Here is a 25,758-nt window from a genome sequence, read left to right on the forward strand (position 1 = left end):
CAGAGTCCCTTTTGTGATTTCATTTTAACATATTTTCCCGCAAAAAAATTTATCGAGCATATCACTTTACTTACTTTTAGTTAGCTGTTAAACTTACAAAGTAAAATCAAATCGCAAAGGTGGAATTTAATATGTCAACTCAACAATTTTTAGAAAATCTTAAATTACGTCGCTCCATTTACTCATTAGGTAAAGACGTTACTTTATCCAAAGAAGATATCGTGGATTTAATTGAAGGTGTTGTAAAAGAATCGCCAACAGCTTTCAACTCTCAAACACAACGGGTCGTTATTTTGTTCGGTCAAGATCATGAAAAATTATGGGACATCACTGCTGAAGCTTTGAAACCATTAACACCAGCGGAAGCTTATCCTAATACTTTGAAAAAATTAGACAGCTTTAAAGCCGGCTTCGGAACAGTCTTATTTTTCGAAGATCACGATGTCGTGAAAAATTTACAAGAACAATTCACACTTTATGCTGACAACTTCCCTGTTTGGAGTGAACAAGCATCTGGTTTAACTACTGAAAATGTTTGGGTTTCCTTATCCATCGCCGGTCTTGGCGCCAACCTTCAACATTACAATCCAGTAATTGACGAAGCAGTTGCTAAAGAATGGAACACACCAGCTAATTGGAAATTACGTTCCCAACTTGTTTTCGGTTCTGTTCAAGCGGAAGCTCCTGAAAAAGAATATATGGACGATGCCGATCGTTTTAAAGTATTCGGCTAAAATGCAAAAAAAAAATTCGTTGGGCCTCCCAGGTCCGACGAATTTTTTTGATTAAAAAAACACTTGTTTTGATTTGTTTTTCATTTCACAACGTTATTATTCATATTCAGAAATAAAATCACAATAACGTACAACAACTTTAGAAGCTTTCTCAACGACGGCAATTTTGTCACATTGCGCATGATGACGAACATAAATAATACTGCTTCTTTCAAATTTACTAATGACATCCCCAATGACAGCGCCCTTTATACCAACTGCTTCACACAAATAACTTTTCCCTATTTCAATTTTCTCTTGATCCATAAAATCTTCCTCTCTATTTAAGTTGAGTTTAGAATAACATACCTTTCTAGAAAATGAAACGTTTTTTAAAAACACTGTTGTTATTTAATTATGAATTAAAAAACACTCTATTTTTTAAACTTATTTTTGGCATTTTTTACCAAAATTCGTTACAATTAGGTCGAGAAATGATAAAGGAGGAATAATCATGCGTTCATTTATTGCAGCCCTACGCAAATATCAATTACTACAAGCTTTCGTTTATATTGTTTTAGGCATTTTTTTATTAATCAATCCCGACAGTTTTTTCAAAATAATGATTTATTTGTTGGGAGGTTACTTCATTGTAATGGGCCTTTTAGGACTGATCAGTGAAATCCGCACCAAAATGCCTAACCGAAGTTCAGTCGTCTTACAAGTTTTACTTATGTTGACAGGTGTTCTTGTCATTATCTTTTTACCAACTTTAATTGGCCTGATGAATGTGATCTTCGGATTATTTATTTTCGCTCATGGTATTGGTAAAATCTTTGACGGCTTGAATTTGCGCAAAGAAGTTATTAACACCGGTCGTTCCATTATTTTATACGGCGCCCTTTTAGCGATATTAGGGTTAGTCATTTTATTTAATCCATTTGCTACCACCTTATTTCTATTCCAAATCACCGGCCTGATTCTTATTATTACCGGCCTGATTGATTTAGTCAGCTACTTTGGCTTACGAAAATATTTCTAAATAAAAAACAGTGGAGACTCTCAATTAAGAGAAGTCTTCACTGTTTTTTATTTCCTCCACATCTTCTGGCGGATCAATAAAACTAGATTTTTGTTTGAAAAAGAAATTAGCTACACCACTTGTTTTCTCGGTAGTAAAAGTTCCTGTTGGCAAAAGCGTCACAATAAATAGTCCCAAGGTGAAAATCATTTGAATCGGACTATAGGAAGCTCCTGTTTGATATCCGTTTTGAACAGTTGTCGCAATATTAACAGTTGTAAATGAACCAAAAAGAATATTTATAATAATCAGCAACACTTGGGCGCGACCGCGAATCCCCACGTCCCGCACGCGGCGCACTTGTAAAGCAAGGTTTGGCACAAAAATAGCTAAAGAAAAAATAACTAAAACGATCAAAGGACCCATTGAACCCCATAACGATTGGAGAAATTCACGCTCACTTAACTCATCGACGACACTGCTTGCATTGCTACTAGAAATTGCCGTCAAAACAAAACTAATCAGCGGAGCAACTGCCCAAACAATTAAAAAGATACTAATGATTCCAACAATCAGTTGCATCCACCAATACCCTGCTCGCGTGCTTCGACCTTTAAAATCAACATATCCTTTAAAAAAATCAAGGAAAGCTGTTTTAAAAGTTACTTTACCTGGCCGTTCTTGAATTTGTGCCATTTTAATTCCCTTCTTTCTATAGAAATACTTTTATTTAATATTAGGCTAAATACTAATATTTAGCAAGCTTGAAGGCCATTTTTACTACGATTTTCCCCACAAAAAAAAGCGAGCACGCAGCTCGCTTTTTCATTTTTATTTTAAATTTATTTTATTCGTTTTCAGCAATAACGGCTTTCGGATCGTTTAAGACTTCGCGATTCAGATCTTTCACCCGAGCGCTAGTTAATACACCGGCGACCATTGAGCCAGAAACATTGACAGCTGTCCGCGCCATATCGATCAAAGGTTCCACAGAAATGACTAAACCGACAATGGCGATTGGCAAATTCATTGAACTTAAAACGATTAAAGAAGCGAACGTTGCGCCTCCGCCGACACCAGCCACACCGAAACTAGAAATCGTGACGATAGCAACTAACATCAAGACAAATTGTAATGAGAAAATATCAACACCAACTGTTGGCGCCACAATCGTTGCTAACATGGCTGGATAAACACCAGCACAGCCATTTTGCCCAATGGACAAACCAAAACTTGCGGAAAAATTAGCTGTAGCATCATCGACACCTAATGCTTCTGTTTGCGTTTGAATATTTAAAGGCAACGCACCGGCTGAAGACCGGGAAGTAAAGGCGAAGCTCAACACTGTCCAAGTTTTTTTCAAATAAGTAATCGGTGAAACTTTAACCAAGCCCAATAATAGAAAATGAACTAACATCACGACGATTAAAGCCGTGTACGAAGATAAAACAAATTTTCCGAGATTGACAATGGCTGCAAAATTTGACGTTGCCAAAACTTTCGTCATTAAGGCAAACACACCAAATGGCGTTAAGCGCAAGACTAAAGTGGTAATGCGCATTACTAATTTATACAAAGAATCCATCAGATCGGCAAAAAATTGTCCTTCTTTAGGTGCTTTGCGTTTAATTCCAAGATAAGCCACACCAACAAAAGCGGCGAAAATTACTACACCAATCGTTGAAGTTGCCCGTGTGCCAGCAAAATCGGCGAACACGTTACGGGGAATAAAGTTTAAAATTTGTTCAGGAATTGATAAATTTTCTACTGTTTCTTGGCGAGTTACTAGTTCCGCAATCCGCGCAGTTTCAGCAGAGCCTTCTGTAAATGCTGCCCCGTTTAAACCAAAAAGTAAAACCGATCCGTATCCGATTAGAGCGGCAATCGCCGTTGTCCCGAGTAATGACATTAAGACCGTTGAAGAAATTTTTCCTAATTTCTCCGTGACTTTCAACCGGGTAAAGGCTGAAACAATTGAGACAAAGACCAGCGGCATAACGAGCATTTGTAAAAAGGCTACGTACCCTGATCCAACAACATCCATCCACGAAACCGCCGTGGTGGTGACATTACTTTCCGTTCCTAGCGTCAATTGTAAAATGACCCCAAAAACAATCCCTGCGCCTAATCCAATAAATACTCGTTTAGAAAATGACGCGTGCTTTTTTTGCATGTAATACAGACCGTAAAGTCCAGCTACAAAAATCGCGAGAACTAACAAAATCAATGCAAGTTCCATTTCCATTCCTCCATTACTCAAAAATTTTTAGCTGCAAGAGAGTAAAGGTCTCTGATGGCTGACTAAAGCCATCCTGAAGTTAATCAGTAACTCGTTTAGTTTACCAAAGATTGAAAGATTGCGCTAGCCAAATCCCTTGAAAAATCGGCGAATTTCTATAAAAATTCTCGAAAACCCTTTCGAAAAATGATTAAAAAAAAGAGCCGCAAAACTTCTGCGTCAATCAGAAGTTTCACTGTTCCTTTTTTTATCTAAGCCAATAATTTCTCGTTGTTTACGATTGGCCTCATCAGCAATATATTTCATCACAAATTTAAATTCTTTGGCAGTGGCGTTTTCTGATAAATTAGCTACACTTTTATTGTATTTATTAATAATTTGTTGGACTTGCTCTTTTTCAGTCATCTAATTCTTCCTCCAATTTTTCTGGGGTAAATTGCAATGCCAAAATAATATTTTGAAAAAAACGACGGTACATCTTTAAAAAATCAGATGTCCGCCGTTTTTTATTTCAATTATTGTTCTGATTTGCCTTCAAAAAAGTTCAAGCGAATGCCGGGACGATCCGTGGCAATTTCAGTGACTTCTAAAGTCAGGCGCTCAACGATTTTGAAAAGTGGTAAAGCGAGCTCATTAATTTCTTCTTGGGTTAAGTCTTCTTGTTTTTCCACTTTGCGATCGACCAAGTGGTTAATTTGACTAATGGCGCCGCTAATAACGAAGCGTTCAAAAGCCAATTTAAAATTCAAGCGACAACCTAGTAATGAATCGGCTTCTGGAAAGTCCTCTTTCCCTTTTAAAGGGGCAAAGCCAACTTTCATTTCTGTTTCAGTTTTGTCTTCAGGCAAACGAAAATCAAAATGATAATGCTCAACTAATTCGGGATTACGTTTTATTTCCATAAATTCACCTTTCCATGTGCAAAATTTCAGATAAGACTCTAATTTCTTTAGCGCCAGACACGTTTTCTATCCCCTCTGGATTAAAAAACAGACTAGAAATCCCCGCATTTGCAGCAAAAGTCATATCCAAGAGACGATCGCCAATCATCACGGTCTCTTTTTTATCCAAATGGTTTTTCTCCACCAAATAAAGTAGACTTTCCGGATCCGGCTTGCGCTTAAATTGATCATCTGCAGTTATTATACCATTAAAAAAGCGCAAAAAGTCATTCGCTTGCAAAATTTTTAGCGCACTAATATCCCGATGCGTAATCAAAAAATGCTGCCCACCCTTTTGTACCAAACTCGTTAGCACTTCTTGGGCATGAGAAAATGGTTGCGGATTTTTTTGATAGCTAGCTTCTAACTTATGATAATATTCGTCAAATTTTTTTTGCAATGGAACCGGCACATTTTCAGCAATCACCGCTCTGACGGAACTATTTAACATCGCCTGGCGCAACATGACTGGCGCTGCAAGATGATAATAAGAAAAAGTTTCCGCCAAAGCTCTTTCCATCTGGCCATACGTATCAAAAAGCGTCCCATCAAAATCCCAGATAAAATTTTTGTGTAACACGCGCAAACCTCCTTCATGCTGAAATTTTTGGAAATGACTTATTGAAATTCCAAGAAACTATTTGAACTTTTCGTAACGGGTCGGATCGATAGCATAGATAACCTAGCGCTGACCATTTATCCACATAGAATACAATTGTTTTTCTTTAGGTGTTCATTTTTCTTGGCCACTAGTTCAACTGTGGCATTTGATTTGGCAATCCTTTTAAAATGTTAAACATTTTTTGCGAAAATTAGATAGGGGAATTGTTTTCATAAACTCAGATCCTTCAAGTACATAATAATGTACGCGTGAGTTCAAGTCAAAAAGCCAAATTTTGGATTTTTCAAGCACTAGCTGAAAATTTTTTGGTAAGCAGGATTCAAAAAATATTCCGAAATGTTTTAGGTCTGTTTTGAATTTTCGGAGTGTGTAAATTCGGATCAGGTGGCCTGGGGTTGGTAAATATTCTAGCGAGGTGATTTATTCGCTGCTGGCTACTGGGCGGATTGGTTAACTCAGAAATCTCATGGAATTTAGCTCGCTGCAATCTGTCGAAAATACTTATATGGCTCATTTCTGTCGGCACACTCTCTTTTCTTTCACCTGCATTTAACAACTGGCGCCCCACCCACTGCACGCCTCTTTTCGCCCGTTGCCAAAAATGTTTCAGATTGACGAATTTTTTCTCTAGTAAAAATATTTCCGCTTTGGAAAAATATTTTTTCAGCTGCTGCCACAACACTCGGACGATTGTACTTAAAATCTGTTTTTTCAAAAGACGCCGCAGCAGCGCCCGCACCCGATTTTCTAGCGGAAAATAAAATCCATTCGGTGTCGCCAGATTTTGGCGTATTTTTAAGAGAGCGACTTCTTTTAAAAAGCGCAAGTCTGACGGATCCTCTTGATAAAATTGAACAATTCTTTTTTCGATTGTTTTATTTTTCAGTTGCATAAATTGGCGGGAAGATAATTTCGTTGTTTCGGTGGTGTTGGTGGTTGCGGTGGTACTTTTCCTTGACTTTGTATTTGTATTTGCATTCATTTTTTTAATCATCTTTGCATTCGTCAGTGTCGCCAATTTTTTCTTCATCATAATAGCCTCCAAGTTTTTTGTCTGTTCAGCTTGCGCTGCAACATCTCCACTTATTGATACGAAACAGCCATCGCCAAGTGTTCCAAAAAACTTTTTTGCAAAAAAAAATGATCCGCAATTAATAAATTTCCTCCACTTGATTCACACTACATGAACAAAATTTAATCGGTTCAATTCACGTTTCATTATGTTTTCATGCTATAATAAGTTGAGGTGATTTTTATGTTAGATACTGAAACAAAAAATATTTTCATCAAATATAACGGAACACTTTCAACCAAAAAAGCCGCAGAATATAATATCGATTCTTCCACTTTACGAAAAGCTTTCTTAAGAGGCGATTTGGAGCGGCCATTTCGTGGTATTTATGTCCTGCCAAATTCCATTGAAGATGATTTTTTTGCGATTCAGCAAATTTATTCAAAAGGCATCTTTTCACATGAGACAGCGATGTTTCTCCACCGCCTGTCAACCTTTGCGCCCTTCAAATATTATATGACGTTCCCAGCCGGATACAGCTCCTCCACCTTCAAAAAAAATTTAATTGAGTATAAAAATGTCAAGCCAGAATTCTTACAAATTGGCCAAACTGAAATGACCACACCAAACGGCAATATTATTACCGTATACGATTTGGAAAGAACAATCGTCGACATTCTATCTTCTAACCAAGTTCAAAATTTTTCAGTAGAAGAATCGATCAAAGAATATTTAGACCGAGACGATAAAGATTTAGCAAAACTTCTTAAATACGCAACTATCTTAAATAGGAAATACATTTTAGAAAGGATCAAAAAATATGATTAATCCCGACAAAATGAAAAATCTCATCCGGAAAAAATCTAAAGAATACCAAATTGCACCTCAACAACTTTATTCTTTATTTGGTTTGGAACAACTTTTAATAAAAATTGAACAGTCTCCGTTTAAAGATCATTTCATTCTCAAGGGTGGATTTTTACTTTCGACAGTTTATGGATTAGAAAACAGATCAACCATGGATTTGGATGCTACTGTTCAAAATTTATCTCTAAATAATCATTTTATCAACAGGTTTACTGAATTTATCAATGCCCCAGATGCTGATGGCAATTCATATTTTACAGTCAAAAAAATAAAGGAAAATAGACATGATTTCATTTACCCAGGGTATAACTTGAAGTTAGATTTTGAAATTGGAACGGTTAAAATTCCACTTGATTTAGATTTTACAACTGGTGAAACGCTCCTGCCGACTCCAAAAACAACAATTCCTTTACTTTTTTCAGATAAAACTGTCCGTTTTCCTGCTTATCCTCAAGAACAGATTTTAGCAGACAAAATTTTTACTACTTTAGCTTATGGATCCTACGATGACCAAAATTCGAGGGCAAAAGATCTTTATGATATTTATTTTTTACACAAATTTCAATCGAATATGGATTATTCACTAGTAAGAAAAGCAATTGCTGTAGCTAACAAGCAAAGAAATATAGATTTGAAAATTGAAAGCTTTCCAGGTATCATCTCCCAACTTGAACAATCTAAACATCAACAACAACTTTGGCAAGATTTTCAAAAAAATCATTTTTATGCTGCAAATATTTCATTCCGTAGTGTTTTTACAGAAATAAAATCTGCTTTACGCGCCATCTTCCCGAAATAAAAACTTCTATTGGGAATTAACTTTAGGGTTTGATTTAATTCGTTAATTAATAGTCTGTTGCATTAATAAATTTTAAAAAAGCCGCGATATTATTCTGCGGCTTTTTTAATGTAAAATCATCCTATTAATGTTGCAAAGTTTTCTTAATTATTGATTATGCGATCTACCTACTCACCGACAAATCATCATCCCTATTTAAAAAATCTTTTCGTGGCCATTTCGATGGCGCCTAATCCACGATAAATCTTGCCCCGAGAACAACCAAGCGCACGGGCAATTTCGGCGATGGTTTGTCCGGCTAAAAGATGTTGGCAGATGAGCTTTTCAAATTTTGGTAAACTCGCTAAAAATAAATTTACCTCCATCTCTGATCGCGCAGAAAAATCTGCCACCACCACTTCCATCGTCTCCCCATAATAATCCGTCCGAGTGCTGATTCGAATTTCTTTACGCACAATGTCTAACACCCGGCAGCGGGCCGACGTAAAAGCCACTTTTTCAAAATCAGCCAACGTCTCACTTTCGCCCCACATCTCCCACAAAACCAACAATACGTCTTGTTGATAATCTTGATACTTGTCCTGATAAACACGCAATCCGCAATGTTTTAAAATTCCCGGCACCAAGCGCGGGTGTGCTTCTAAATAATCCATAAAATTTTCTGTCATGTGAATCACCTCAAATTTATTTGAGGAAGGCCTTCCACCTATTCAGCATAAGAAATTTTTACAGATTAGACCAATTGCCAAATATAATAATAAATGCCAAATTTAACGGGGAATTTCGAACCTGATGACTTATGTTACAAAAATATTAAATAACGCCTGTTATCGAACCGTCTCGATTTTCATTCTGATAAAAAACATTTATAATTAATTTATCAACCACTCGGTCTTAGATTAAAAAATTTTCAAACTTCTGGGAGGATTTTTATGGACTCATGTGAATTAACGCACATTTTGCAATCGGTGCACCAAGACCAGCAACAAATTTTTCCACAGGCAGCCTTTGATAATGACTCCACCGGTTCAACGACTTATCCACAGTTATCAGAAGTACTGGCGATTTGGCCGCAAAAAAATAAGGAAAAAAGAGGACATAAGGAGCACTGTTGGGTCTTGACGACTAGCGGACTGATTGAATATCACTTGTCATCGCGCCACGCGGTGCACCGTTGGACAGAAAATGATGATTACGATGCGGTGATGCAGGCGATTAATCTCAGCTGTGGCAAAGAAAAAGGTCTCGGCCTCAAACCTTACATCGCCTATGACATTTGTCTGCAGCCTTTAAGTCGGATGCGAGATCACCCGGTGTGGATTAATTTTCATCACGTGAAAGATTGTCACGCTACGAATCATGCGCTGGAAATTATTATGGCAGGCGGCTATCAACTGACTGTCGATTTGTCGAAGCATTCTTTTGAAAAAGTCCGCCAGGTTGCCGGCCGCTACTGTTGGCATTGCCAGCAATATTATGCCGACCTGACTCATATTAAAAATCGTCTCACTACGCCAATTTTTGCTGATATTTGGGAGAAATTCAAAGGACAAGAACCTATGAACTGGACAAAATTTATCTTAGATGGTCAAAAGATTGTGATTGAGGCAAGGGATCGAAGGAATTTTGGGGGTTGAATACGGTAGTTTTAACATGATTTATTTGGACGATAAAGTTTGTCATAGCAAGAAATGGATTTTTTGATCTAAAATTCTTGGGGAAGTATTTTCTTTTACTTTGGGTTTGTATAACCTTAAATATTGTCATAAACAGATCACAATAAAAAATGGTTTGATGATGATTGATGTCAGTGTGCTATTTAACTTCCACTTACAAAGGCCCCTAAAAGTTGGAATTTTGATTCAAGTTTTGATGTCCATATATTTTTCTTTATTTCTAAAATGAAAAGGTTTCAATTTTGATTTTTCCACTTTGAAACTGGAAATTATTTTATTTTCTACAAAGTATTTCAAGACACGAATATTATTTTCAGTATTTTCTATATTATTCTTCCTCCCGACTATAATTAATCCTATATTTTCTAAGCCTACACGGTCAAATGTATTTTTTAACTCTTCTATGGAAACTTTCTCGAAATTAGCATACGTCAATTTCTGCAAGGTTGTTCTTCCTAATCTGCTCTGCATAACTAAATCATTGAATAGTTCAATTGATATTTCGATTTTATCATCTAAAATCTTCTCTACTTGATTAATTGCATTCCTTTTCACCGTCTCTTGGATTTCTAATGGTAAATCTGAATACTTAAGATACAAATAATCAATTTCTTGTTCATCTGGAAATCGTTCAATAATTTTAGCAGCAAGGATAGGTGAATCGATAAATTCATTATATGAATAAGGAAACTCAGAAATTAAATCTAGAATTTTAAAACTGCTATCTTGACTTAACTCCTTTTGGTTATCTTTCAATAATGTAACCAATTCTACGTTATTTTCGGACACTTTTATGAATGATTCTAAATATTGGTCAAGATTCCTTAAAGCAAATTTTGAAACTTGAAATGGCAACACTTTTTTTGACAAAATTTATAAGGTGTCATTTTTTGTCTCGTGTTATTATTCCGATTGCCCTTGACAATGAGCCTCCTCGGATATGATTCTCTACGGCAGAAGCTCACTCAAATGAATGAAGCCGCCTCACTCGGTGTATCATATCCGCGCTCATTATCAAGGGTTCGCTTCGCCAATCTCTGATAACGAAATCCAATTGGTGTCTCGTAACCAAGTGTCCCATGCAATCGTAAATGATTCCACCAATTGACGTAGTCAAATAATTCTAATTCTAACTGTTCCAAAGACTCAAACCGAAATTGATGAACAAATTCTACCTTCACTGACTTGTATGTAGATTCAGCTACTGCATTATCATAAGGACAACCTTTTTTGCTCAGAGAGCGAGTAATGCCAAAGGCTCCAATAATCTCTTCAATCGTTTGATTGTCAAATTCTTTTCCACGATCGGTGTGGAAGAGCTGCACTTCTGTCAATGGATAAGAAATACGAGTAAAAGCCCGCTTGACCAAGCTTGCATCTTTTCTTTTGCCACAAGAATACCCAATAATTTCTCGATTGAACAAATCAAGAATCAAACAAATATAATGCCATTTTTTCCCAACACGTACATAAGTTAAATCAGTGACAATAGCTTCCAGAGGCTCTTTATTTCTAAAATCTCGAGCTAAAATATTATCTGTTTTTGATTCATTACAGGAAGAGGAATGGTTTTTGAAATGAGCCAAAGTATAGCTCGATTTCAATCCCCGTTGTTTCATGATGCGACCGATTCTCCGACGACTCACTTGGATGTCGCGATTCGCTAAGATTTGTTTTAATTTTCTTGTGCCGTAAGCCTTGCGATTACGAACAAATTCTTCTGTGATAGCTTCTTCCAATTCAGCTTCATTTTTTACGAGTTTTGGCTGGTAATAATACGTTTGACGGGAAATTCCTAAGACTTTACACATCGCTGATATCGAGTATTTGTGCTTATTGGCATCAATTACTTGTCTTTTCGTCCGAATATCAGCGCTGCTTGCTTTAAAATATCATTTTCCATTTCTAGCTGTTGGTTTCGCTTGCGCAAAGCGATCATTTCTTTTTGTTCTGGGGTCAAGTTATCTTTCTCTTTGAAAGAACCAGAGGTTTCTGCTTGTTTAATCCATTTATCAAAAGAAGAAGCGGTTAATTCATACTCACGAATAATTTCTACCCGTGATTTTCCGGCTAGATATAGATCGACTACCTGTTGTTTAAATTCTTTTGAATAAGTTCTTCGTGGACGTCTTGACATAAAAATTCCTCCAGTGTGTTTTTTTCTATTCTACACACCTTATTTTTTTTGTCTAGTCTAGTGTAGCCGATTCAATTTATGAATTTTATCAAAAACCTCTTTATCAAGGTAGCTATCTATGTCAATAAAGGCCTCAGATTGAAAGATATTATATTTCATTGTTGTACCATAGAAATCTACTTCGAGTTCTCCAATTCCATGCTTTTTTAAAAAACCATTTTTCTTTAAAATAGAGTTAACTTTATTTGATCCAAAATTTGTAGAGTAAAGTTTATAACCATTTTTTGCTAAATTAAGGGCAAGATTTCCTAGAAATGGCGTTAAATCGGCATTTAACCAGGTTGTACTTTTAAAATCAAAACAAACATCTGCATTTATCACTGGAGATTCCAGCGAATTTATTTGTCTAAGTAAATCATCGATAACACTATACTCAAATGAAACTTCTTTGGGAAAAATAATAAACTGCATGTGCATCACCTCTAGAAAGATAATTTATAGATTTTCTACCCTCTGATTTTTTTTAAAATCACTATTCGGAAATAACATCCACATTATACATCTTTACTATGGATTTATCTCAAATAAATCTTTGTACCCATCCCTCAAAAGTGTATTGGTCCATAATTTCTTTAAGAACTTCTTGGAATGGCGTATTCATGAACTCCTCTAGTCCTTCTAGGTCATCCACTCCCAAAATAAAAATATTTTTTTTATAATAAAAATCAGCCTGCTCAATATTTTTATTGTTCGTTATTAACTTTTTTTTCATGAACATAGCTTCCAAAGTTCGCAAGCTAATGCCAGACTGTCCATCCTGTAAAATTTCTAAAATAGCTCGACTTTCGTTTTGCATTTTAAGAAGATACTTATAGGATACTTTTGGTTGATAGGGAAATCCTTCCATGTCGTTATCAGTAGAAACAACATAAAGTTTCAAGCTGATGTTTCTTTTTAAAAAAGATTCTTTTACTTCTAGTAATTCCACAACTCTTCCTTTATCCCCGCCAATAAAAACTACATCATTTTTTATATCTTGATTAACATTCAAGACGTCCTTAATTGGCTCAAGATCAATGTACTGTTTACTAAATATCAAATTGTATTTTTTACTGTCATCTTCATCAAAAGTGTAAATTGAACAATTTAGATTCAAAAAATATTTCAATGGAACTTCCATTGAGACCGGATTGTTATACCAGACAAACACTGAAATTTCCGGAAATTTTTTGTTAATGTATCTAACCACAGCAACTGACTGCGGAGTTGCGACAATAATTAGCTTTTTTATCTGAGGTAATTTTTTCTTCCAAGAATTATCAAAAAGAAAGCTCAACCAAGATCGACCGAGCTTTAATTCAATTCTAGATCCTAGCTTAGTTGCTATAGAAGTATTAGTAAAGATCGTATGCATATTAAATCCTAACCTAATTGCATCAGGAGAATACGTGGCCGATCTCTTAGATACGGTCAAGATAAGTATTTCGTTTGAATTCATATCGCTCTCCTACAGAAAACTGGTCATATCTTCAACAACATCTCTATTTGAAACTGGAGTTTTGAAAGTATCTGGATAGCTACCAAAGGAAACAAAAGCAATTAAGTTTTCATTCTCAGGAATATGAAGTAAGTTTCTCACTTCTTTCATTTTTGTGAGATTTAAATTACTATTCAAAGCGCAGCTAGCTATCTGATAATGAGTTAAGCTATACAAGAGATTCATTAAATAAATCCCACCATCAATAAAGCTTTCATTCCGCTCATTAAGATGCCCAAAATAGCTCAAGTCAGAAGTTACTAAAATTACTCCAGACACATTTTCCGCCATTCCTTGAATCCCATTTTGCAATTTTAATGTTTCTTGAACCAGTTTATCATTCATAACAACGTGCAATTTTACTGATTGACGGTTGCAAACTGAAGGTGCATTATTGGCCAGACTAATAACTTTTTCAATTTGATTTTTAGTAATCTTAACAGTTCCATATTTTCTAACAGATCTTCTACTAGCAGAGAAGTCTTCAAAGCTTGAATTAGAAAGTTCCGAAAGTATTTGTCCACTAAGCAGCAGTTCTCCTCCACTGACCTGATTTTCACCTAAATAAACTTGAAAAGGAGCTAATTTGTTCTTCATCTCTGAAACATAAAAATTATTTTGTTCGTGAACCTGGACATAACGGTTTAACACTGCTATACCCGTAAGAAATCTTTTATCATATTTATCGCAATCGTGTGCTACCCATTGATTTAATAGACTCATTAGCCGATTAGTTCTTTTCTTTCCAAAACCAAGTCTCAGAGTATCATGTGACAATCCTTTTTCTATAGCATGGTATTCAAAAGTAATTTCTCCTCTTAGATTTTCAGTACTCATGTGTCGCCGTTGAAAATAAAAAGAATAGTGTAAAAATCTCATGAAGTCATTTCGATAACTAAGTAACAAACGGGTTGGACCTAAAACTACTTTTGCTTTGTCTTTAATTGTCATTTTAATCCTCCGAATTAATAGCCGTAGTGAGAAACTCCATAGTCTCTGCACGTTGTTTATTTAACAGTTTATTCGCATAATCAAAATCAATATCATTAATCTCAATTGTTTTTGAATAGTCTTCTAAATGGCGGTTCTCAAGATGCATCACTTTTAATATACTAGCTATTCTAGTTGAAAATTCTCCTGGGTAGATGGATATAAATGGAATATTTAAATTAATACTAAAAGCTGTAGCATGAAAGGAATCTGTAATCACACAGGAAGCATTTAAGAATAAGGAAACAAACTCTTTGACTTCGGGTATAAAAACTGGTTTGCCTGTTTTTATAAATTGATCATACCGAATGCATATTCTTAATAATTCTAATCCGTTTTTCCTTGCATATTCTTTTGTAAATTTATCGAAATTAGAATTTGAATTCAATTGGTAAATTAAACAATATTTTTTTCTTTTGGGACTTTCTCCAGCAAATTTAGCCCAAAAATCTTTATCTAACACTAGAGTTGGATCTAAAACATGCACCGCTCCAGCAATATCCAAATCATTAATAATGTCTACTGCACTATTTTCACGAACAGAAATATGTCGAAAGTCAGCTAGTAGATTCTTTGTTTCAACTTTTTCCCAATCATCTAGCTTTTCCTTACCAAAACTACTAGCAAATGAAATCTTATTACTCCCACTTGGAGCATAACTTAAAAAGAACTCAGGTATTAATCCTAGATTCCATTTTGAATTCCAAACTTGATCACTTCCGACACAATAGTTGTCACTTACAATTGGGTTTTCCAAAAAATCCTGAGTGGTTGAATATGTATTTTCGCTTAAGTTAATATTACTCTTAAGGAATCCCCCAAAAACTGTTTTCCATTTCTTAATAGTTGGAAGTAGAATAATTTTTTTAGTGAGTTTAATTAAACCTTTTTCCTTTTTTGTCCATGTGTCTAGGATTGCTTCATCTGACGCATCTGGTCTAATATAATTTACAAATTCAACTTCTAAATTCATATTTTGAAATATTTCTTGTGTAGCTAGAGTCTGCAACACAGACCCGTAATTTTTAATCGCATGCAATGTAATCACACTAATTTTTTTCAATAGATTTCATTCCTTTTATATTATTTAAGAGATTTTTAACTTTCTTAATATTGAAGCTTAAAAATATTACATACGATAACCCAAAAATGCTCGCTCCAATAATTGAATCAAATTTGCTGATACAAAGTAAATAAATAATCACTAATACAGCATCCGCTAAAGCCCCACTAGGATTTTTTTTCATGAATTTTCCTAATATTCTTTCACTAGAATAGTTCCGCAACCAAGTTACTAACACTAAAGAATATAATAGTAAATCCATAGAATCAAAGACGTACACAAAAAGTAGAGTGAAAACGATGCTTAATACTACGGACAAAACATTTAAGATAAGTAGTTCTTTCTCTTTTCTAAATACCTTAAAGAAAGTTGTATTCAATAATTGCATTTTCCCGTTTGAAGTACACAATGGCAACAAAATTCCAAAGTAAATTAGCCCTGTTTCATAGGCAGGTAGCCAAACACCTAAGATACTTTTTATTGGAAAGTAAAAAATAAGCATAGCTGGTAATAAAATATTTAGACCGTCACTAATCAAATAATAATATTTCTTTTTTTGCTGATCCCCGATTGAGCTCAAGGCAGGAAAAAGCACCATACTCACTTGATTTATAAACAGTAAGAAAAAATTAACCAATGTAAGTGCGAAAGAAAATTTCGAAAAAACCTCTATTCCCCACTCTCTATCAACTAAGAACCTAGAAAAGCCTAGAATAAGCATCGAAGCAATATTCGATAACATTAGTTTACTACCTACACTAATCGTTCTAATGGATTTCACAAAGGTAGCTTTCAATGATAGGAGTGGACTAGCAAAAATATCTTTTGCTTTAAAGAGACAGTAAATCAACATTATTAACTGTGCAAAATTATAAACATAAATAAATATTTCAAAATGAACTCTGTCAAAAACCAACATTATTGGAAAAAATACGAGGAAAACTATTCTATTAATAATCATTGACATAGAAAATATTTTTGTCTGATTTACAGCTTGAAAAACATAACCAATGAAGTTAGCAGCTGAAAAAAGCAAAAAGTTAATCAGTGTTTGATTAACTATAAACTGTCTCTCAGGTGATAGATTCAGGAACTGGGAAACAAAAAAAATAAAAATAGCAATAAGTAGCTCAAAGGAACAACCAAATAAAAATTCCGACTTAATTTCAGATTTATCGATTGTCTTCCAGGTTTTACCTCCAGTTAATAGATAAACACCATCATTTAATCCAAAATGAAAAAAAGCAATGTAACTAGAATAGAAAATAAAAAGTTGCCAATAGCCAAAATCTTCAACGCCCAAAAGCTTTGGAGCAACCAGTGAAAGAATTACACTTAGGAGTAAAGAAATTCCTTGGGCACCAAATGCAAAGATCAAATTTGTGAATAAGCTCTTCTTAAACATGTTCACTCTCCCAATTCGATTCATTATCATCTTTACGAATAACTAACTTACTAAAAATTAACATATAGAAAATAAATTGCACAAAATTAACTGAGATAATTCCTTGTGAAAAGTAATCGTTTATCGAATAAAGAAATAACGGATACGTCATTGCCCCGTAAATCATTATTGAAAATATTTGATTTTTGTCTCTATTTTGTTTGATATATTGATAGAAGATTGAATAAAATAAGCTAGTAAATGAGGTAACTAGAAAATATCCTAGCGGGCCAAAATCTTGTATACTTCTTCGAAAGCCATTGTATATATTACCGAGATTAATTCCATTGAAATATCTAAACTCTAAATGTGGAGAGTACATTGGCGTATTCAATATTCCCAGTTTTATTAGAAGTGTATTTATAGAGTAAAATGTTTCTTCACCAAAAATACTATGTGATACACCCCTGTCTCTAATATATAAGTCAAATAATTTTATGGGTCCACCAAGATAACTTGACAAGTATTCGATGGCGCTAGACTCATCTAATCTCCCCGAAAATGTCCTAATTAAATAGAACAATCCGAAAAATACTACAACCAAAAGGGCAGACTTAGCAACAAAAGAAAATTTCACTTTTTTTCGTACAAAAATTAACATATAATAAGCGAATCCCGCTGTGAATAGTTTGATAATATTAAATCGACTTCCGGAAGATATATTTGTTAAACAGAGTATTAACACTGGAAGTATCAAAAGAATTTTTTCGTAAATTTTGCTTGTTTGAAAGTTTCGAATAAAGATGTAAAGGAACACGAATGCAACAGCAAGAGAAATTTCACTTAAGAAACTGACTAATCTGCTAGTCTGAAGGTTTTCAAAAGACGTAACAATTCTATAATTATAAAGAAAATTATCTGTATCTCCCAAAGAGCCAATTGCTTGTACTTGCCTTCTTGTCAAAATTAAAACTATCAATTGGTATGCACTTGAAAATATCGCAGCCCACTTATTAATGTATACTTTTGCTCTATGCTGTTGACTTTCTAATTTTAAGGATCTGGATTGTTTTCTGAGTCTAATATTTTTTGCAAAAGAATCAACTAAAATAAATATCTGAAGTCCAAAAAATATATAAAGAACTGTTAAAATTCCAAAATCTGAAAGTCCCCATAAAGTATAATTGTAAGAAGAAAATAACCAACTAACAGCAAAACTTGCGCTAACCAAAAAGGAGGGAGAAAAAATATCTTTTCCCGTAAATAAATAGCTTTCAAAAATACTCATAAAAATTAGGATTCCTAATAGAAAAAACAAATTTGCTCCTCCGATTCTCTCTCATCTGAAATTACCAACACCAGTATCATAAACAAAAAAAAGGATATTTAGCGTTTTGCATACATTATTATAATGTTTAATTTAAATATTAAAAGTAGTATTTAACTTGAATTTTCGAAATGTTGTAAAAGAATTTATTCAATTGTCGTTATGCTGATTCCAGAGAGTCGAACCAAGAGCTAAGCTAACTATGCTTGCAACCTTTACTTTGAGTCTGGCTCTTTCTTTCAATATACCCATACTATTGTACTTTATGATTCTCTTTTTTATATCATTTCTAATTTCAGTTTCAGATTGAGGAACTTGCTTTAGTAACCCAAACAATGAGCTGACTATTTTTGAACGTGTTGCATTTATTAACTCAGGATATTCTTTTGGGATCACTATGTACATTTCATCCAAAAAAGGTAGAATATCGAGTTTCTTATTATTGAACTTCGTATTAGTAATACTTCCAGTTCTTTGATAGTAGAAATAATCTTTTGAATATACTATTCCAATACTATTGGATTTCATGAAGAGTTTGTATGTAACTGGAGTATCTTCATATAATTTACCAACAGGATATCGAATATTATTAAAAAATTCTGCCTTATAGATTTTTCCCCAGGCTGAGTTATCGAACTTTTTTTGTAGCAGCATTTCTTTTATTCCATCTGAAACAGAAAGACACTCATCAGACCTCGGAGGCACTTCTTTAGATTCTTTCGAATTGTCATACCAATATTGTAGTTGGGAAACGGCAACTTCACAGTCATATTTTTTTGTTACATCAACTAAATTTTTCACATAATTGATTGCAATAAAATCATCAGAATCCACAAAAGTTACATATTTCCCGGTCATGTAATCTAATCCAGAGTTTCTAGCTGAAGAAAGACCCCCGTTTTCTTTTTCCAATACAATAATCCGTTGATCTAATACTCTATATTTTTCAAGAATCATCCCACTATCATCGGTTGATCCATCATTTACAACAATAATTTCTAATTCTAAATAAGATTGCTTCACAATGCTGTCTAAACATCGCTCTAAGTATTGAGCAACATTATAAACTGGCACAATGATACTAACTAAATCTGCCACCTGACCCCTCCTCATACTTATTCGTAAAAATAATTATTTTTAAACCTTAGAATATATTAGCTTCATAGCTTTATTTACTTTTTCGATATCATATTTTTTGGCTAGCTCTACACAACTACTTTTAAGTTGAATTTTTTCTTTTTCTGAAAAATTCCCCCATTTTACAATAGCTTTTTTGACTTCATTTTTATCTATTGGATTGCTAATTGTAAAGCCTGTCTCGTAGTTATCTGTGTAATCCTTAATCCCACCAACCCAAGATGATATTAAAGGAACTCCGGCAGCCATTGCCTCAAGACCTGCTAAACCTAATCCCTCTCTTTTTGAAAGAAATAATGATAAATCAGAAATCGCCAAATATTTTATTACTTCTGATGTGTAACCCATGAATTTTATTTGATTGTCTAAACCAAGATCGTGAGCTTTCATTTTCAAGTCTTTTTCTAAAACACCTTGACCACAAATTATATACTTATAATTAGATCCCAGATTGGCCATAGCTTTAATTCCAGTGATATGATTTTTGTTAGTATTCAGCTCACCAATCGAAATGAGAACTGTATCTGTTTCTAAAATACCCAATTCTAGTCGTAATTGTTGCTTAACATCTTCAGAAACATCTGTTTGAAATTTTTGATAATCAATCCCTACGCCAGGAATTTGAACGACTTCCCCAGCTGGGAATTTTTTCGCGATTTTTGTATCTTCGTTATTAATAGTCAATAGTACATCGGTCCAACGTGAAAGATATCTCTCAATTGGATAAAAGATGAGCCAGCTCTTTAAAGGCCCACCCTTATAGAAATGAAATCCATGTACTGTATAAATAACTTTTGATTTTGAATTTCTGAATGCCAGACGAGTAAGAACACCACCAATTGGTGAGTGGCAATGGACAATCGCATAGTTATTTTGGGCAAGTTTTTTTAAGATAGTTAAGCAAACTTTATTTTTAGAAATATTACCCATCCCCCGAGGAAAATCAACTTGAATACAATTGACCCCTTCCTCTTTTAGGGATTTTTGCAATTGATTTGCAACTTCTTCAGTAATATTACCCGGCTCTTCAAAATTTGTAGCAACATCCACCTGATAACCCAGACTGATCAAAAGCTCTATGTTTTGCATATTAAACTGCTCAATCATCGAAGCCACTGAAGCTACAATCAAAGCTTTTTTAACCATCTACGTCCTCCATCTTAAATTCAATAATCTATGCTTTTTAACCTTCCCTGTCATAAACCAAATTCCCAAAAGCCTTATTAGTAAGTCTCCCAATCTTCCCAGGTACATATCCTAACAGACGAATCAACCAGTTCATCCAAGAAAAAAGATAGATGTTCTTTCCATTTTCCTTAGCAATGTCTCTCACCATATGGCTTGTTCTGACATACTCATTATTTTGCGGAAAGAAAAAACCAGCATCCTGTTTATCCACTCGCTCTTTGACAAACTCGCAAAGATTTCCGATATACAGCATCGATCGTTCATTTTTCACATCTGGGAACACGGGCAATTTATTAGCTATTTTTACTAATTGTTGATAATTTCCTTTACTTCCCGGACCATAAATCATTGGCGGTCGCAAGATAGCCGCTTTAAAACTTTCTGTATTCAAAGGTTCCAAGCCAACTTCAGCTTGCAGCTTACTATCCCCATAAAAATTGGACGGATTTGGTTTTGTTTCTCTAGTAATTACTCTTTTTTTATTAATGTTCGTCTCTTCACCGTAAATAATGATGGAACTCATATAAATAAACTGACCCGGTTTTCCAGCCAAGTCAGTCTGATATTTCTTAGCGGTCTCAATAGCCAGATCTGTGTTGACTGCGTAATATAATTTTTTCGTTTCTTCACTGACATTAGAAACATCAGCATGAGCAATCCCGGCAACATGGAAGAGTGAATCATACCCAGAAAAATCCTTCTCTTTCCAAGTCCCATCTTTCATATCAATCGTCTCAATCTGATACTCGTCACCAAATTGCGCCATATATTTCTCAAAGGAGGTGCCGATATAACTATTGGCGCCAGTAATTAAAATTTTCTTCATCTCGATTACTTCCCCTCCTTGTTATTTATTGTACCGGTGCCGCCTTCAACCACGCCATCTGATTTAAAGACGGCGCCGATTGTGCCAAAGAAACATTTGATATCCAGCAGGAAGCTCATTTCCGCGACATATTTTCCATCAAGTTTTGCTTTGACATCGATAGCTAATTCATCTCGTCCACTAATTTGTGCTAAACCAGTTAATCCTGGGCGTACATCATTTGCGCTGTATTTATCTCGTTCGCTAATTAAATCCTCTTGATTCCACAAACTTGGACGCGGTCCGATAATCGCCATATCGCCTTTTAGAATATTAACCATTTGCGGTAATTCATCAAGACTAGTTTTGCGCAAAAATTTTCCAACTTTTGTAATAAACATATCGGGATCACCTAACAGATGTGTGGGCATTTCTTTTGGCGTGTCCGTCCGCATCGTTCGGAATTTATAAATTTGAAAAAAAGTTTTACGTTGTCCGACTCTTTTTTGTTGAAAAATTACCGGCCCTTTTGAATCAAGTTTAATTGCAATAATAATTGCTAGAAAAACCGGTGAAAGTACGATTAAACCCACCAAGGACAACAAAAAATCTAATAGTCGTTTGAAAAAGTGTTGATACATTCCCTCACCTACTTACTAGATTCTCGGGCGAACTTGATTAGTTCTTCCGATAATTTTTGGTCATCATGTTTTGGTAATCCTTCGACGAACGCGCGAATTTCAGGGCGCGTGAAGCCGTGGACGGATCCGATAAATATTTTATCGAAAACTTGTTTTTGATTTTTTTCTTTATCGACTAACAACGTTTCGTAAAGTTTTTCTCCAGGTCGAATGCCGGTTTCAAGAATTTTAATTTCGTCTTCGGTATATCCTGACAAAGCAATCATCTTTTTAGCGAGATCAACAATTTTCACTGGTTCGCCCATATCAAGAATAAAAATTTCACCACCGCGAGCCAAAGTACCGGCTTGTAGTACTAGACGGCTAGCTTCTGGAATGGTCATAAAGTAACGGGTCATCCGAAAATCAGTCACCGTCACGGGACCACCTTTAGCAATTTGTTCTTTAAACAACGGAATCACAGAACCACGACTGCCCAAAACATTTCCAAAACGAACAGCAACAAACTTGGTTCCGTTGGCTTCATTTGGTTCATTCATACTAGTAACAATCATTTCGGCGATTCGTTTGCTGGCTCCCATCACGTTCGGCGGGTTGACTGCTTTATCCGTCGAAATCATAACGAATTTTTCAGCGCCAATTGCTTTAGCAGCTTCAGCCACATTGCGAGTACCGTAAATATTATTTTTCACTGCTTCAGTAGGATTCCATTGCATCATGGGCACATGTTTGTGGGCGGCCGCATGATAAATAATTTCCGGCCGGTATTCTTCCATTAAGTAAAAGATTCGCTCGCGATCTTGCACATCGGCAATAATCGGTATAAATTCGGTATCTTTTTCTTTAAAATTATTCGTAAGTTCACGATGAATTTGATAGATAGAGTTTTCACCATGACCTAAAAGCAAAATTCTTTTTGGAGTAAAACGCATCAGTTGGCGTGTGATCTCGGAACCAATTGATCCGCCGGCACCCGTGACTAAAATTGTTTTTCCGTTGACGTCATCAGAAATTTTTTCCATGTCGAGTTTAATTTCTTCCCGACCTAAGACATCCACCACGTCAACATCTCGTAATTTAGAAACAGAAATATTCCCATTGGCAATTTCTTCAATAAAAGGTAATGTATTTAATTTGACTTTCAAAGGGGAAACTAGGCTAATGATTCGTTCATATTCTTGCGGTTGAATGGAAGGTACGGCGATAGTCACCATTTGAATATTGTATTCTTCAATTAAAGCAGGCAAATCATTGGTGGTGCCGACTACCTTAACCCCTTGGAAATAAATTTCTTTCTTATTCGGATCGTCATCTACAAAAGCTACTAGATCGATATTCCGATTCACAGAATTATTAATACTCCGGGCCAAAACTCCCCCCGCCGCACCGGCGCCCACAATAATTGTCCGCATCGCGTTAGGCGCTAGCTGATTTTGGTGAATTTTACGTTCATTTATAATCCGCCAAGTTAAACGACTCCCGATAATTAAGAAAGTAGTCATCAGATAACTCAAGAAAATGTAACGTCTTGAAAATGTTGTTTCTAAAATAAATCCTAACGCAAAATAAACCACTAAAAAGCTCGAGGTGGTCGCCATGAAAATGGCCACCAATTCCTTTAAGCTGGTGTAGCGGTTAATTCGTTGAAATACTTTAAATAATGCTGCAAAAATCCAGTAAGCAATTATTTGAGCAATCACTGACTTCACCATAAATTGAAATCCCGGATGGACAAATGGATCCAAAAACATATCAGAAATTACATTTGCGATAATAATTAAAATAGCATCTATAACGACTAATGAAGCAATTTTTTGTTTTCTATTCATTCTAAAAACCAACTTTCTCCCTAAAATACACTTTTGGTTTTCCGTAGTCGTTTAAAACCACAAAAAGCCTTTCTTTTGTCCAATTTTCGAAAACTCCGGACGAATCACGTCATCGCCGTTGAGTACCCTGCGTGATATGCCTTCAAAAGCCTCCACTTTTTCCGGACCGAACTTATTCAAAATTTCTGCGTATGCTTCTTTTAAATAAAAAGTGCGGCGCTTGATATGATGGGCATCACTAGCTACCATTTGCACCAAGTTGTGTTCCACCATATCATGTGCGGTTTGCTGAATCTCTTTACCAAAAATTCCCACAATACTTGGGGCGGTTAATTGTGCCAAGCAACCCATGTCCAGATATTCAATTAGGGCGTTAGGATCTTTGATAAACGTTCCATTGCGCTCGGGATGAACAATAATTGGTGTTTTTCCGGCAGCCAAAAGTTCACCTAAAACTCTTATGGCATAACTGGGCGCTTCCCGGGTAGGAAATTCAATTAAAATATACCGATCACCGACGTCACAAAACAAAATATCATTTTTATTAATTTCATTCATAATTTCAGGGAAAATGCGGACTTCTTGTCCTTCGTAAAGTGTCAAAGGAATTTCTCTAAGATCTAATTCTTTTTGCAATTCGTCAACTTTTTCCATGACGCTGGCCTTAGAATTAATATATTTTCCATTATGATGATGTGGGGTGCAAAGAATATGAGTAATTCCCTGGCTGACTGCTTTACGGGCAAGATTAAGCGCATCATCGAGGTTGGCCGAGCCATCATCGATACCTGGCAAAATATGACAGTGGAGATCTAACATTTTTTTTGCACCTTCTTTCTTTTGGTTGGTTGTAAGACTATGTAGCGTTGAGGAGTGCTCAACGTTTTTGTGGTGGTGATGGGCGGGCTTTTTCTGTCAGCGGCTAGGCAAAAAGATAAAATCTCTGACGAATGTTCCATTCGTTTTCGATTTTCCTATTTTGCTACGCCCCTCCCGACAGAAAAAGCACCTGGGTTGAACGGGCTTTTTGTGCTAGTGCTTGGAAAATAGACCGAATACTTGCTGTCGGCTTTGCCGACATTCACCATTCGCCTAATTTTCTATGTCACTAACCAGCACAAAAAGCACCTTTATTTATACTCGTATTCGTAATAGGCGCCGTTGGTTCCGCGTTCTACTCCGTTGAAGACGACTCCTAGGACGTTGGCGTTGACGATATCTAGTAATTTTTTAGCGTTAGCTAAAGCGCTTTTGTTAGTTACTTTTTGGCGAACGGCTAGGATTGTGCCATCTGTTTTAACGGCCATTACTTGGGCGTCGGTGACCGCGACAACGGGTGGCATATCAAAAATCACTAAGTCAAATTGATTTTCAACCGCTGCGATTAAATCGGTCATGCGTTGGCTGCCTAAAAGTTCAGCTGGATTTGGTGGCTTAGGTCCAGAAGTTAAGACTTTTAAATTTTCGGTAACAGTGGTTTGACAAACTTCATTAATGTCCAATCCGCGATTACTTAATAAACTGGATAACCCGCGGCCATTGGTTAAACCGAAAGTTTTATGAACGGTTGGTTTTCTTAAGTCGGCATCGACTAGTAACACTTTTAAACCGCTAGTAGCAAAAACAACAGCCAAATTTGCTGAAGTCGTTGATTTGCCTTCTGAAGGACCGGATGAAGTGATGACGATTGATTTTAATTTTTGGTCCACCATGGCAAATTGAATATTCGTTCGAATCGTCCGGTATTGTTCAGTGATTGTTGAACTTTGATCGATTAAGGTAATTAAGTTAACGCCATTATGAGTATCTTTAATTTTTTTAGCCATCGTA

At 35.4% G+C, this 25,758-nt stretch carries 28 protein-coding genes; 5 read left to right on the forward strand and 23 right to left on the reverse strand.

Annotated elements, in window-relative coordinates; genetic code table 11:
- Positions 1-131: 131 nt before the first annotated feature.
- Positions 132-734, forward strand: a complete 603-nt coding sequence (locus BQ5341_RS09405; RefSeq protein WP_071131730.1) for a nitroreductase family protein — start codon at positions 132-134, stop codon at positions 732-734.
- Positions 735-830: 96 nt separating this feature from the next.
- Here the strand turns inward: BQ5341_RS09405 and BQ5341_RS09410 are convergent, their stop codons facing one another.
- Positions 831-1,040, reverse strand: a complete 210-nt coding sequence (locus tag BQ5341_RS09410; protein WP_071131731.1) for a hypothetical protein — start codon at positions 1,038-1,040, stop codon at positions 831-833.
- Between the two features lie 187 nt (positions 1,041-1,227).
- Here BQ5341_RS09410 and BQ5341_RS09415 point away from each other — a divergent pair, with 187 nt between their 5' ends.
- Positions 1,228-1,755, forward strand: a complete 528-nt coding sequence (locus BQ5341_RS09415; protein WP_071131732.1) for an HdeD family acid-resistance protein — start codon at positions 1,228-1,230, stop codon at positions 1,753-1,755.
- 24 nt (positions 1,756-1,779) lie between these two features.
- Here BQ5341_RS09415 and BQ5341_RS09420 read toward each other — a convergent pair whose 3' ends face one another.
- From BQ5341_RS09420 to BQ5341_RS09445, 6 genes are all read right to left on the reverse strand, one after another.
- Complete coding sequence (locus BQ5341_RS09420) at positions 1,780-2,430, reverse strand: DUF805 domain-containing protein (protein ID WP_071131733.1); 651 nt, start codon at positions 2,428-2,430, stop codon at positions 1,780-1,782.
- Between the two features lie 151 nt (positions 2,431-2,581).
- Positions 2,582-3,973, reverse strand: a complete 1,392-nt coding sequence (locus BQ5341_RS09425) for an L-cystine transporter (protein ID WP_071131734.1) — start codon at positions 3,971-3,973, stop codon at positions 2,582-2,584.
- 219 nt (positions 3,974-4,192) lie between these two features.
- Positions 4,193-4,378: a hypothetical protein gene (locus BQ5341_RS09430; protein WP_071131735.1), complete on the reverse strand. Its 186-nt coding sequence runs from the start codon at positions 4,376-4,378 to the stop codon at positions 4,193-4,195.
- A gap of 110 nt (positions 4,379-4,488) precedes the next feature.
- On the reverse strand, positions 4,489-4,875 hold the full coding sequence (locus BQ5341_RS09435) for a DUF1149 family protein (RefSeq protein ID WP_071131736.1): 387 nt from the start codon (positions 4,873-4,875) through the stop codon (positions 4,489-4,491).
- Between the two features lie 4 nt (positions 4,876-4,879).
- On the reverse strand, positions 4,880-5,494 hold the full coding sequence (locus BQ5341_RS09440; protein ID WP_083378665.1) for an HAD-IA family hydrolase: 615 nt from the start codon (positions 5,492-5,494) through the stop codon (positions 4,880-4,882).
- A gap of 361 nt (positions 5,495-5,855) precedes the next feature.
- Positions 5,856-6,569: a hypothetical protein gene (locus BQ5341_RS09445; protein WP_071131737.1), complete on the reverse strand. Its 714-nt coding sequence runs from the start codon at positions 6,567-6,569 to the stop codon at positions 5,856-5,858.
- Between the two features lie 222 nt (positions 6,570-6,791).
- Between BQ5341_RS09445 and BQ5341_RS09450 the strand changes: the two genes are divergently transcribed.
- Both BQ5341_RS09450 and BQ5341_RS09455 read left to right on the forward strand, forming a co-directional pair.
- Positions 6,792-7,376: a type IV toxin-antitoxin system AbiEi family antitoxin domain-containing protein gene (locus BQ5341_RS09450; protein ID WP_071131738.1), complete on the forward strand. Its 585-nt coding sequence runs from the start codon at positions 6,792-6,794 to the stop codon at positions 7,374-7,376.
- Entirely contained in the window at positions 7,369-8,214 is an 846-nt protein-coding gene (locus BQ5341_RS09455) for a nucleotidyl transferase AbiEii/AbiGii toxin family protein (RefSeq protein WP_071131739.1), read from the forward strand. The genes BQ5341_RS09450 and BQ5341_RS09455 overlap by 8 nt, the downstream gene beginning before the upstream one ends.
- A gap of 191 nt (positions 8,215-8,405) precedes the next feature.
- Here the strand turns inward: BQ5341_RS09455 and BQ5341_RS09460 are convergent, their stop codons facing one another.
- A complete protein-coding gene (locus BQ5341_RS09460) occupies positions 8,406-8,882 on the reverse strand; it encodes a sigma-70 family RNA polymerase sigma factor (protein ID WP_071131740.1) in 477 nt (158 codons plus the stop codon).
- Positions 8,883-9,146: 264 nt separating this feature from the next.
- Between BQ5341_RS09460 and BQ5341_RS09465 the strand changes: the two genes are divergently transcribed.
- On the forward strand, positions 9,147-9,851 hold the full coding sequence (locus tag BQ5341_RS09465; RefSeq protein WP_071131741.1) for a hypothetical protein: 705 nt from the start codon (positions 9,147-9,149) through the stop codon (positions 9,849-9,851).
- A gap of 225 nt (positions 9,852-10,076) precedes the next feature.
- On the opposite strand, the gene BQ5341_RS09470 is transcribed toward BQ5341_RS09465, so the two are convergent.
- The 15 genes from BQ5341_RS09470 to BQ5341_RS09545 all read right to left on the reverse strand — a co-directional run bounded on the left by BQ5341_RS09470 (position 10,077) and on the right by BQ5341_RS09545 (position 25,754).
- Complete coding sequence (locus BQ5341_RS09470; RefSeq protein ID WP_071131742.1) at positions 10,077-10,760, reverse strand: hypothetical protein; 684 nt, start codon at positions 10,758-10,760, stop codon at positions 10,077-10,079.
- Positions 10,761-10,855: 95 nt separating this feature from the next.
- Positions 10,856-12,027 (reverse strand): IS3 family transposase gene (locus BQ5341_RS09475; protein WP_106396145.1). Its coding sequence is split into 2 segments (ribosomal slippage): positions 10,856-11,751 and positions 11,751-12,027, totalling 1,173 coding nucleotides; the frame shifts between segments, so codons are not numbered across the junction.
- A gap of 57 nt (positions 12,028-12,084) precedes the next feature.
- A complete protein-coding gene (locus BQ5341_RS09485; protein ID WP_071131743.1) occupies positions 12,085-12,498 on the reverse strand; it encodes a hypothetical protein in 414 nt (137 codons plus the stop codon).
- Between the two features lie 109 nt (positions 12,499-12,607).
- Complete coding sequence (locus tag BQ5341_RS09490) at positions 12,608-13,525, reverse strand: WaaS/CpsH family glycosyltransferase (RefSeq protein ID WP_071131744.1); 918 nt, start codon at positions 13,523-13,525, stop codon at positions 12,608-12,610.
- 9 nt (positions 13,526-13,534) lie between these two features.
- Positions 13,535-14,515: a nitroreductase family protein gene (locus BQ5341_RS09495; protein ID WP_071131745.1), complete on the reverse strand. Its 981-nt coding sequence runs from the start codon at positions 14,513-14,515 to the stop codon at positions 13,535-13,537.
- 1 nt (position 14,516) lies between these two features.
- On the reverse strand, positions 14,517-15,617 hold the full coding sequence (locus tag BQ5341_RS09500) for a polysaccharide pyruvyl transferase family protein (RefSeq protein ID WP_071131746.1): 1,101 nt from the start codon (positions 15,615-15,617) through the stop codon (positions 14,517-14,519).
- Entirely contained in the window at positions 15,604-17,022 is a 1,419-nt protein-coding gene (locus tag BQ5341_RS09505) for a lipopolysaccharide biosynthesis protein (RefSeq protein WP_071131747.1), read from the reverse strand. The genes BQ5341_RS09500 and BQ5341_RS09505 overlap by 14 nt, the downstream gene beginning before the upstream one ends.
- Positions 17,015-18,289, reverse strand: coding sequence for an O-antigen polymerase (locus tag BQ5341_RS09510; protein ID WP_158661770.1), 1,275 nt, complete (start codon positions 18,287-18,289; stop codon positions 17,015-17,017). Before BQ5341_RS09510 ends, BQ5341_RS09505 begins: the two co-directional genes overlap by 8 nt.
- A gap of 189 nt (positions 18,290-18,478) precedes the next feature.
- The gene (locus BQ5341_RS09515; RefSeq protein WP_071131749.1) at positions 18,479-19,426 is read right to left on the reverse strand and encodes a glycosyltransferase; all 948 of its coding nucleotides are present in this window, start codon (positions 19,424-19,426) and stop codon (positions 18,479-18,481) included.
- 39 nt (positions 19,427-19,465) lie between these two features.
- Positions 19,466-20,611, reverse strand: a complete 1,146-nt coding sequence (locus tag BQ5341_RS09520) for a glycosyltransferase (protein WP_071131750.1) — start codon at positions 20,609-20,611, stop codon at positions 19,466-19,468.
- 37 nt (positions 20,612-20,648) lie between these two features.
- Positions 20,649-21,479: an NAD-dependent epimerase/dehydratase family protein gene (locus BQ5341_RS09525; protein ID WP_071131751.1), complete on the reverse strand. Its 831-nt coding sequence runs from the start codon at positions 21,477-21,479 to the stop codon at positions 20,649-20,651.
- A 5-nt stretch (positions 21,480-21,484) separates the two neighbouring features.
- On the reverse strand, positions 21,485-22,099 hold the full coding sequence (locus BQ5341_RS09530) for a sugar transferase (RefSeq protein ID WP_071131752.1): 615 nt from the start codon (positions 22,097-22,099) through the stop codon (positions 21,485-21,487).
- A gap of 8 nt (positions 22,100-22,107) precedes the next feature.
- Positions 22,108-23,928, reverse strand: coding sequence for a polysaccharide biosynthesis protein (locus BQ5341_RS09535; protein WP_071131753.1), 1,821 nt, complete (start codon positions 23,926-23,928; stop codon positions 22,108-22,110).
- Between the two features lie 51 nt (positions 23,929-23,979).
- Positions 23,980-24,747: a tyrosine-protein phosphatase gene (locus BQ5341_RS09540; protein ID WP_071131754.1), complete on the reverse strand. Its 768-nt coding sequence runs from the start codon at positions 24,745-24,747 to the stop codon at positions 23,980-23,982.
- A 311-nt stretch (positions 24,748-25,058) separates the two neighbouring features.
- Entirely contained in the window at positions 25,059-25,754 is a 696-nt protein-coding gene (locus BQ5341_RS09545) for a CpsD/CapB family tyrosine-protein kinase (protein ID WP_071131755.1), read from the reverse strand.
- Positions 25,755-25,758: the final 4 nt, after the last annotated feature.

Origin of the sequence: Enterococcus timonensis (assembly GCF_900104595.1) — a bacterium.
Classification (GTDB): domain Bacteria; phylum Bacillota; class Bacilli; order Lactobacillales; family Enterococcaceae; genus Enterococcus_J; species Enterococcus_J timonensis.

Excerpts from the sequence above, each read along its gene's own strand:
- BQ5341_RS09405 (WP_071131730.1), top strand. The coding sequence starts at position 132 with ATGTCAACTCAACAATTTTTAGAAAATCTTAAATTACGTCGCTCCATT.
- BQ5341_RS09410 (WP_071131731.1), bottom strand. The coding sequence starts at position 1,040 with ATGGATCAAGAGAAAATTGAAATAGGGAAAAGTTATTTGTGTGAAGCA.
- BQ5341_RS09415 (WP_071131732.1), top strand. The coding sequence starts at position 1,228 with ATGCGTTCATTTATTGCAGCCCTACGCAAATATCAATTACTACAAGCT.
- BQ5341_RS09420 (WP_071131733.1), bottom strand. The coding sequence starts at position 2,430 with ATGGCACAAATTCAAGAACGGCCAGGTAAAGTAACTTTTAAAACAGCT.
- BQ5341_RS09425 (WP_071131734.1), bottom strand. The coding sequence starts at position 3,973 with ATGGAACTTGCATTGATTTTGTTAGTTCTCGCGATTTTTGTAGCTGGA.
- BQ5341_RS09430 (WP_071131735.1), bottom strand. The coding sequence starts at position 4,378 with ATGACTGAAAAAGAGCAAGTCCAACAAATTATTAATAAATACAATAAA.
- BQ5341_RS09435 (WP_071131736.1), bottom strand. The coding sequence starts at position 4,875 with ATGGAAATAAAACGTAATCCCGAATTAGTTGAGCATTATCATTTTGAT.
- BQ5341_RS09445 (WP_071131737.1), bottom strand. The coding sequence starts at position 6,569 with ATGATGAAGAAAAAATTGGCGACACTGACGAATGCAAAGATGATTAAA.
- BQ5341_RS09450 (WP_071131738.1), top strand. The coding sequence starts at position 6,792 with ATGTTAGATACTGAAACAAAAAATATTTTCATCAAATATAACGGAACA.
- BQ5341_RS09455 (WP_071131739.1), top strand. The coding sequence starts at position 7,369 with ATGATTAATCCCGACAAAATGAAAAATCTCATCCGGAAAAAATCTAAA.
- BQ5341_RS09460 (WP_071131740.1), bottom strand. The coding sequence starts at position 8,882 with ATGACAGAAAATTTTATGGATTATTTAGAAGCACACCCGCGCTTGGTG.
- BQ5341_RS09465 (WP_071131741.1), top strand. The coding sequence starts at position 9,147 with ATGGACTCATGTGAATTAACGCACATTTTGCAATCGGTGCACCAAGAC.
- BQ5341_RS09485 (WP_071131743.1), bottom strand. The coding sequence starts at position 12,498 with ATGCAGTTTATTATTTTTCCCAAAGAAGTTTCATTTGAGTATAGTGTT.
- BQ5341_RS09490 (WP_071131744.1), bottom strand. The coding sequence starts at position 13,525 with ATGAATTCAAACGAAATACTTATCTTGACCGTATCTAAGAGATCGGCC.
- BQ5341_RS09495 (WP_071131745.1), bottom strand. The coding sequence starts at position 14,515 with ATGACAATTAAAGACAAAGCAAAAGTAGTTTTAGGTCCAACCCGTTTG.
- BQ5341_RS09505 (WP_071131747.1), bottom strand. The coding sequence starts at position 17,022 with ATGTTTAAGAAGAGCTTATTCACAAATTTGATCTTTGCATTTGGTGCC.
- BQ5341_RS09510 (WP_158661770.1), bottom strand. The coding sequence starts at position 18,289 with ATGAGTATTTTTGAAAGCTATTTATTTACGGGAAAAGATATTTTTTCT.
- BQ5341_RS09520 (WP_071131750.1), bottom strand. The coding sequence starts at position 20,611 with ATGGTTAAAAAAGCTTTGATTGTAGCTTCAGTGGCTTCGATGATTGAG.
- BQ5341_RS09525 (WP_071131751.1), bottom strand. The coding sequence starts at position 21,479 with ATGAAGAAAATTTTAATTACTGGCGCCAATAGTTATATCGGCACCTCC.
- BQ5341_RS09530 (WP_071131752.1), bottom strand. The coding sequence starts at position 22,099 with ATGTATCAACACTTTTTCAAACGACTATTAGATTTTTTGTTGTCCTTG.
- BQ5341_RS09535 (WP_071131753.1), bottom strand. The coding sequence starts at position 23,928 with ATGAATAGAAAACAAAAAATTGCTTCATTAGTCGTTATAGATGCTATT.
- BQ5341_RS09540 (WP_071131754.1), bottom strand. The coding sequence starts at position 24,747 with ATGTTAGATCTCCACTGTCATATTTTGCCAGGTATCGATGATGGCTCG.
- BQ5341_RS09545 (WP_071131755.1), bottom strand. The coding sequence starts at position 25,754 with ATGGCTAAAAAAATTAAAGATACTCATAATGGCGTTAACTTAATTACC.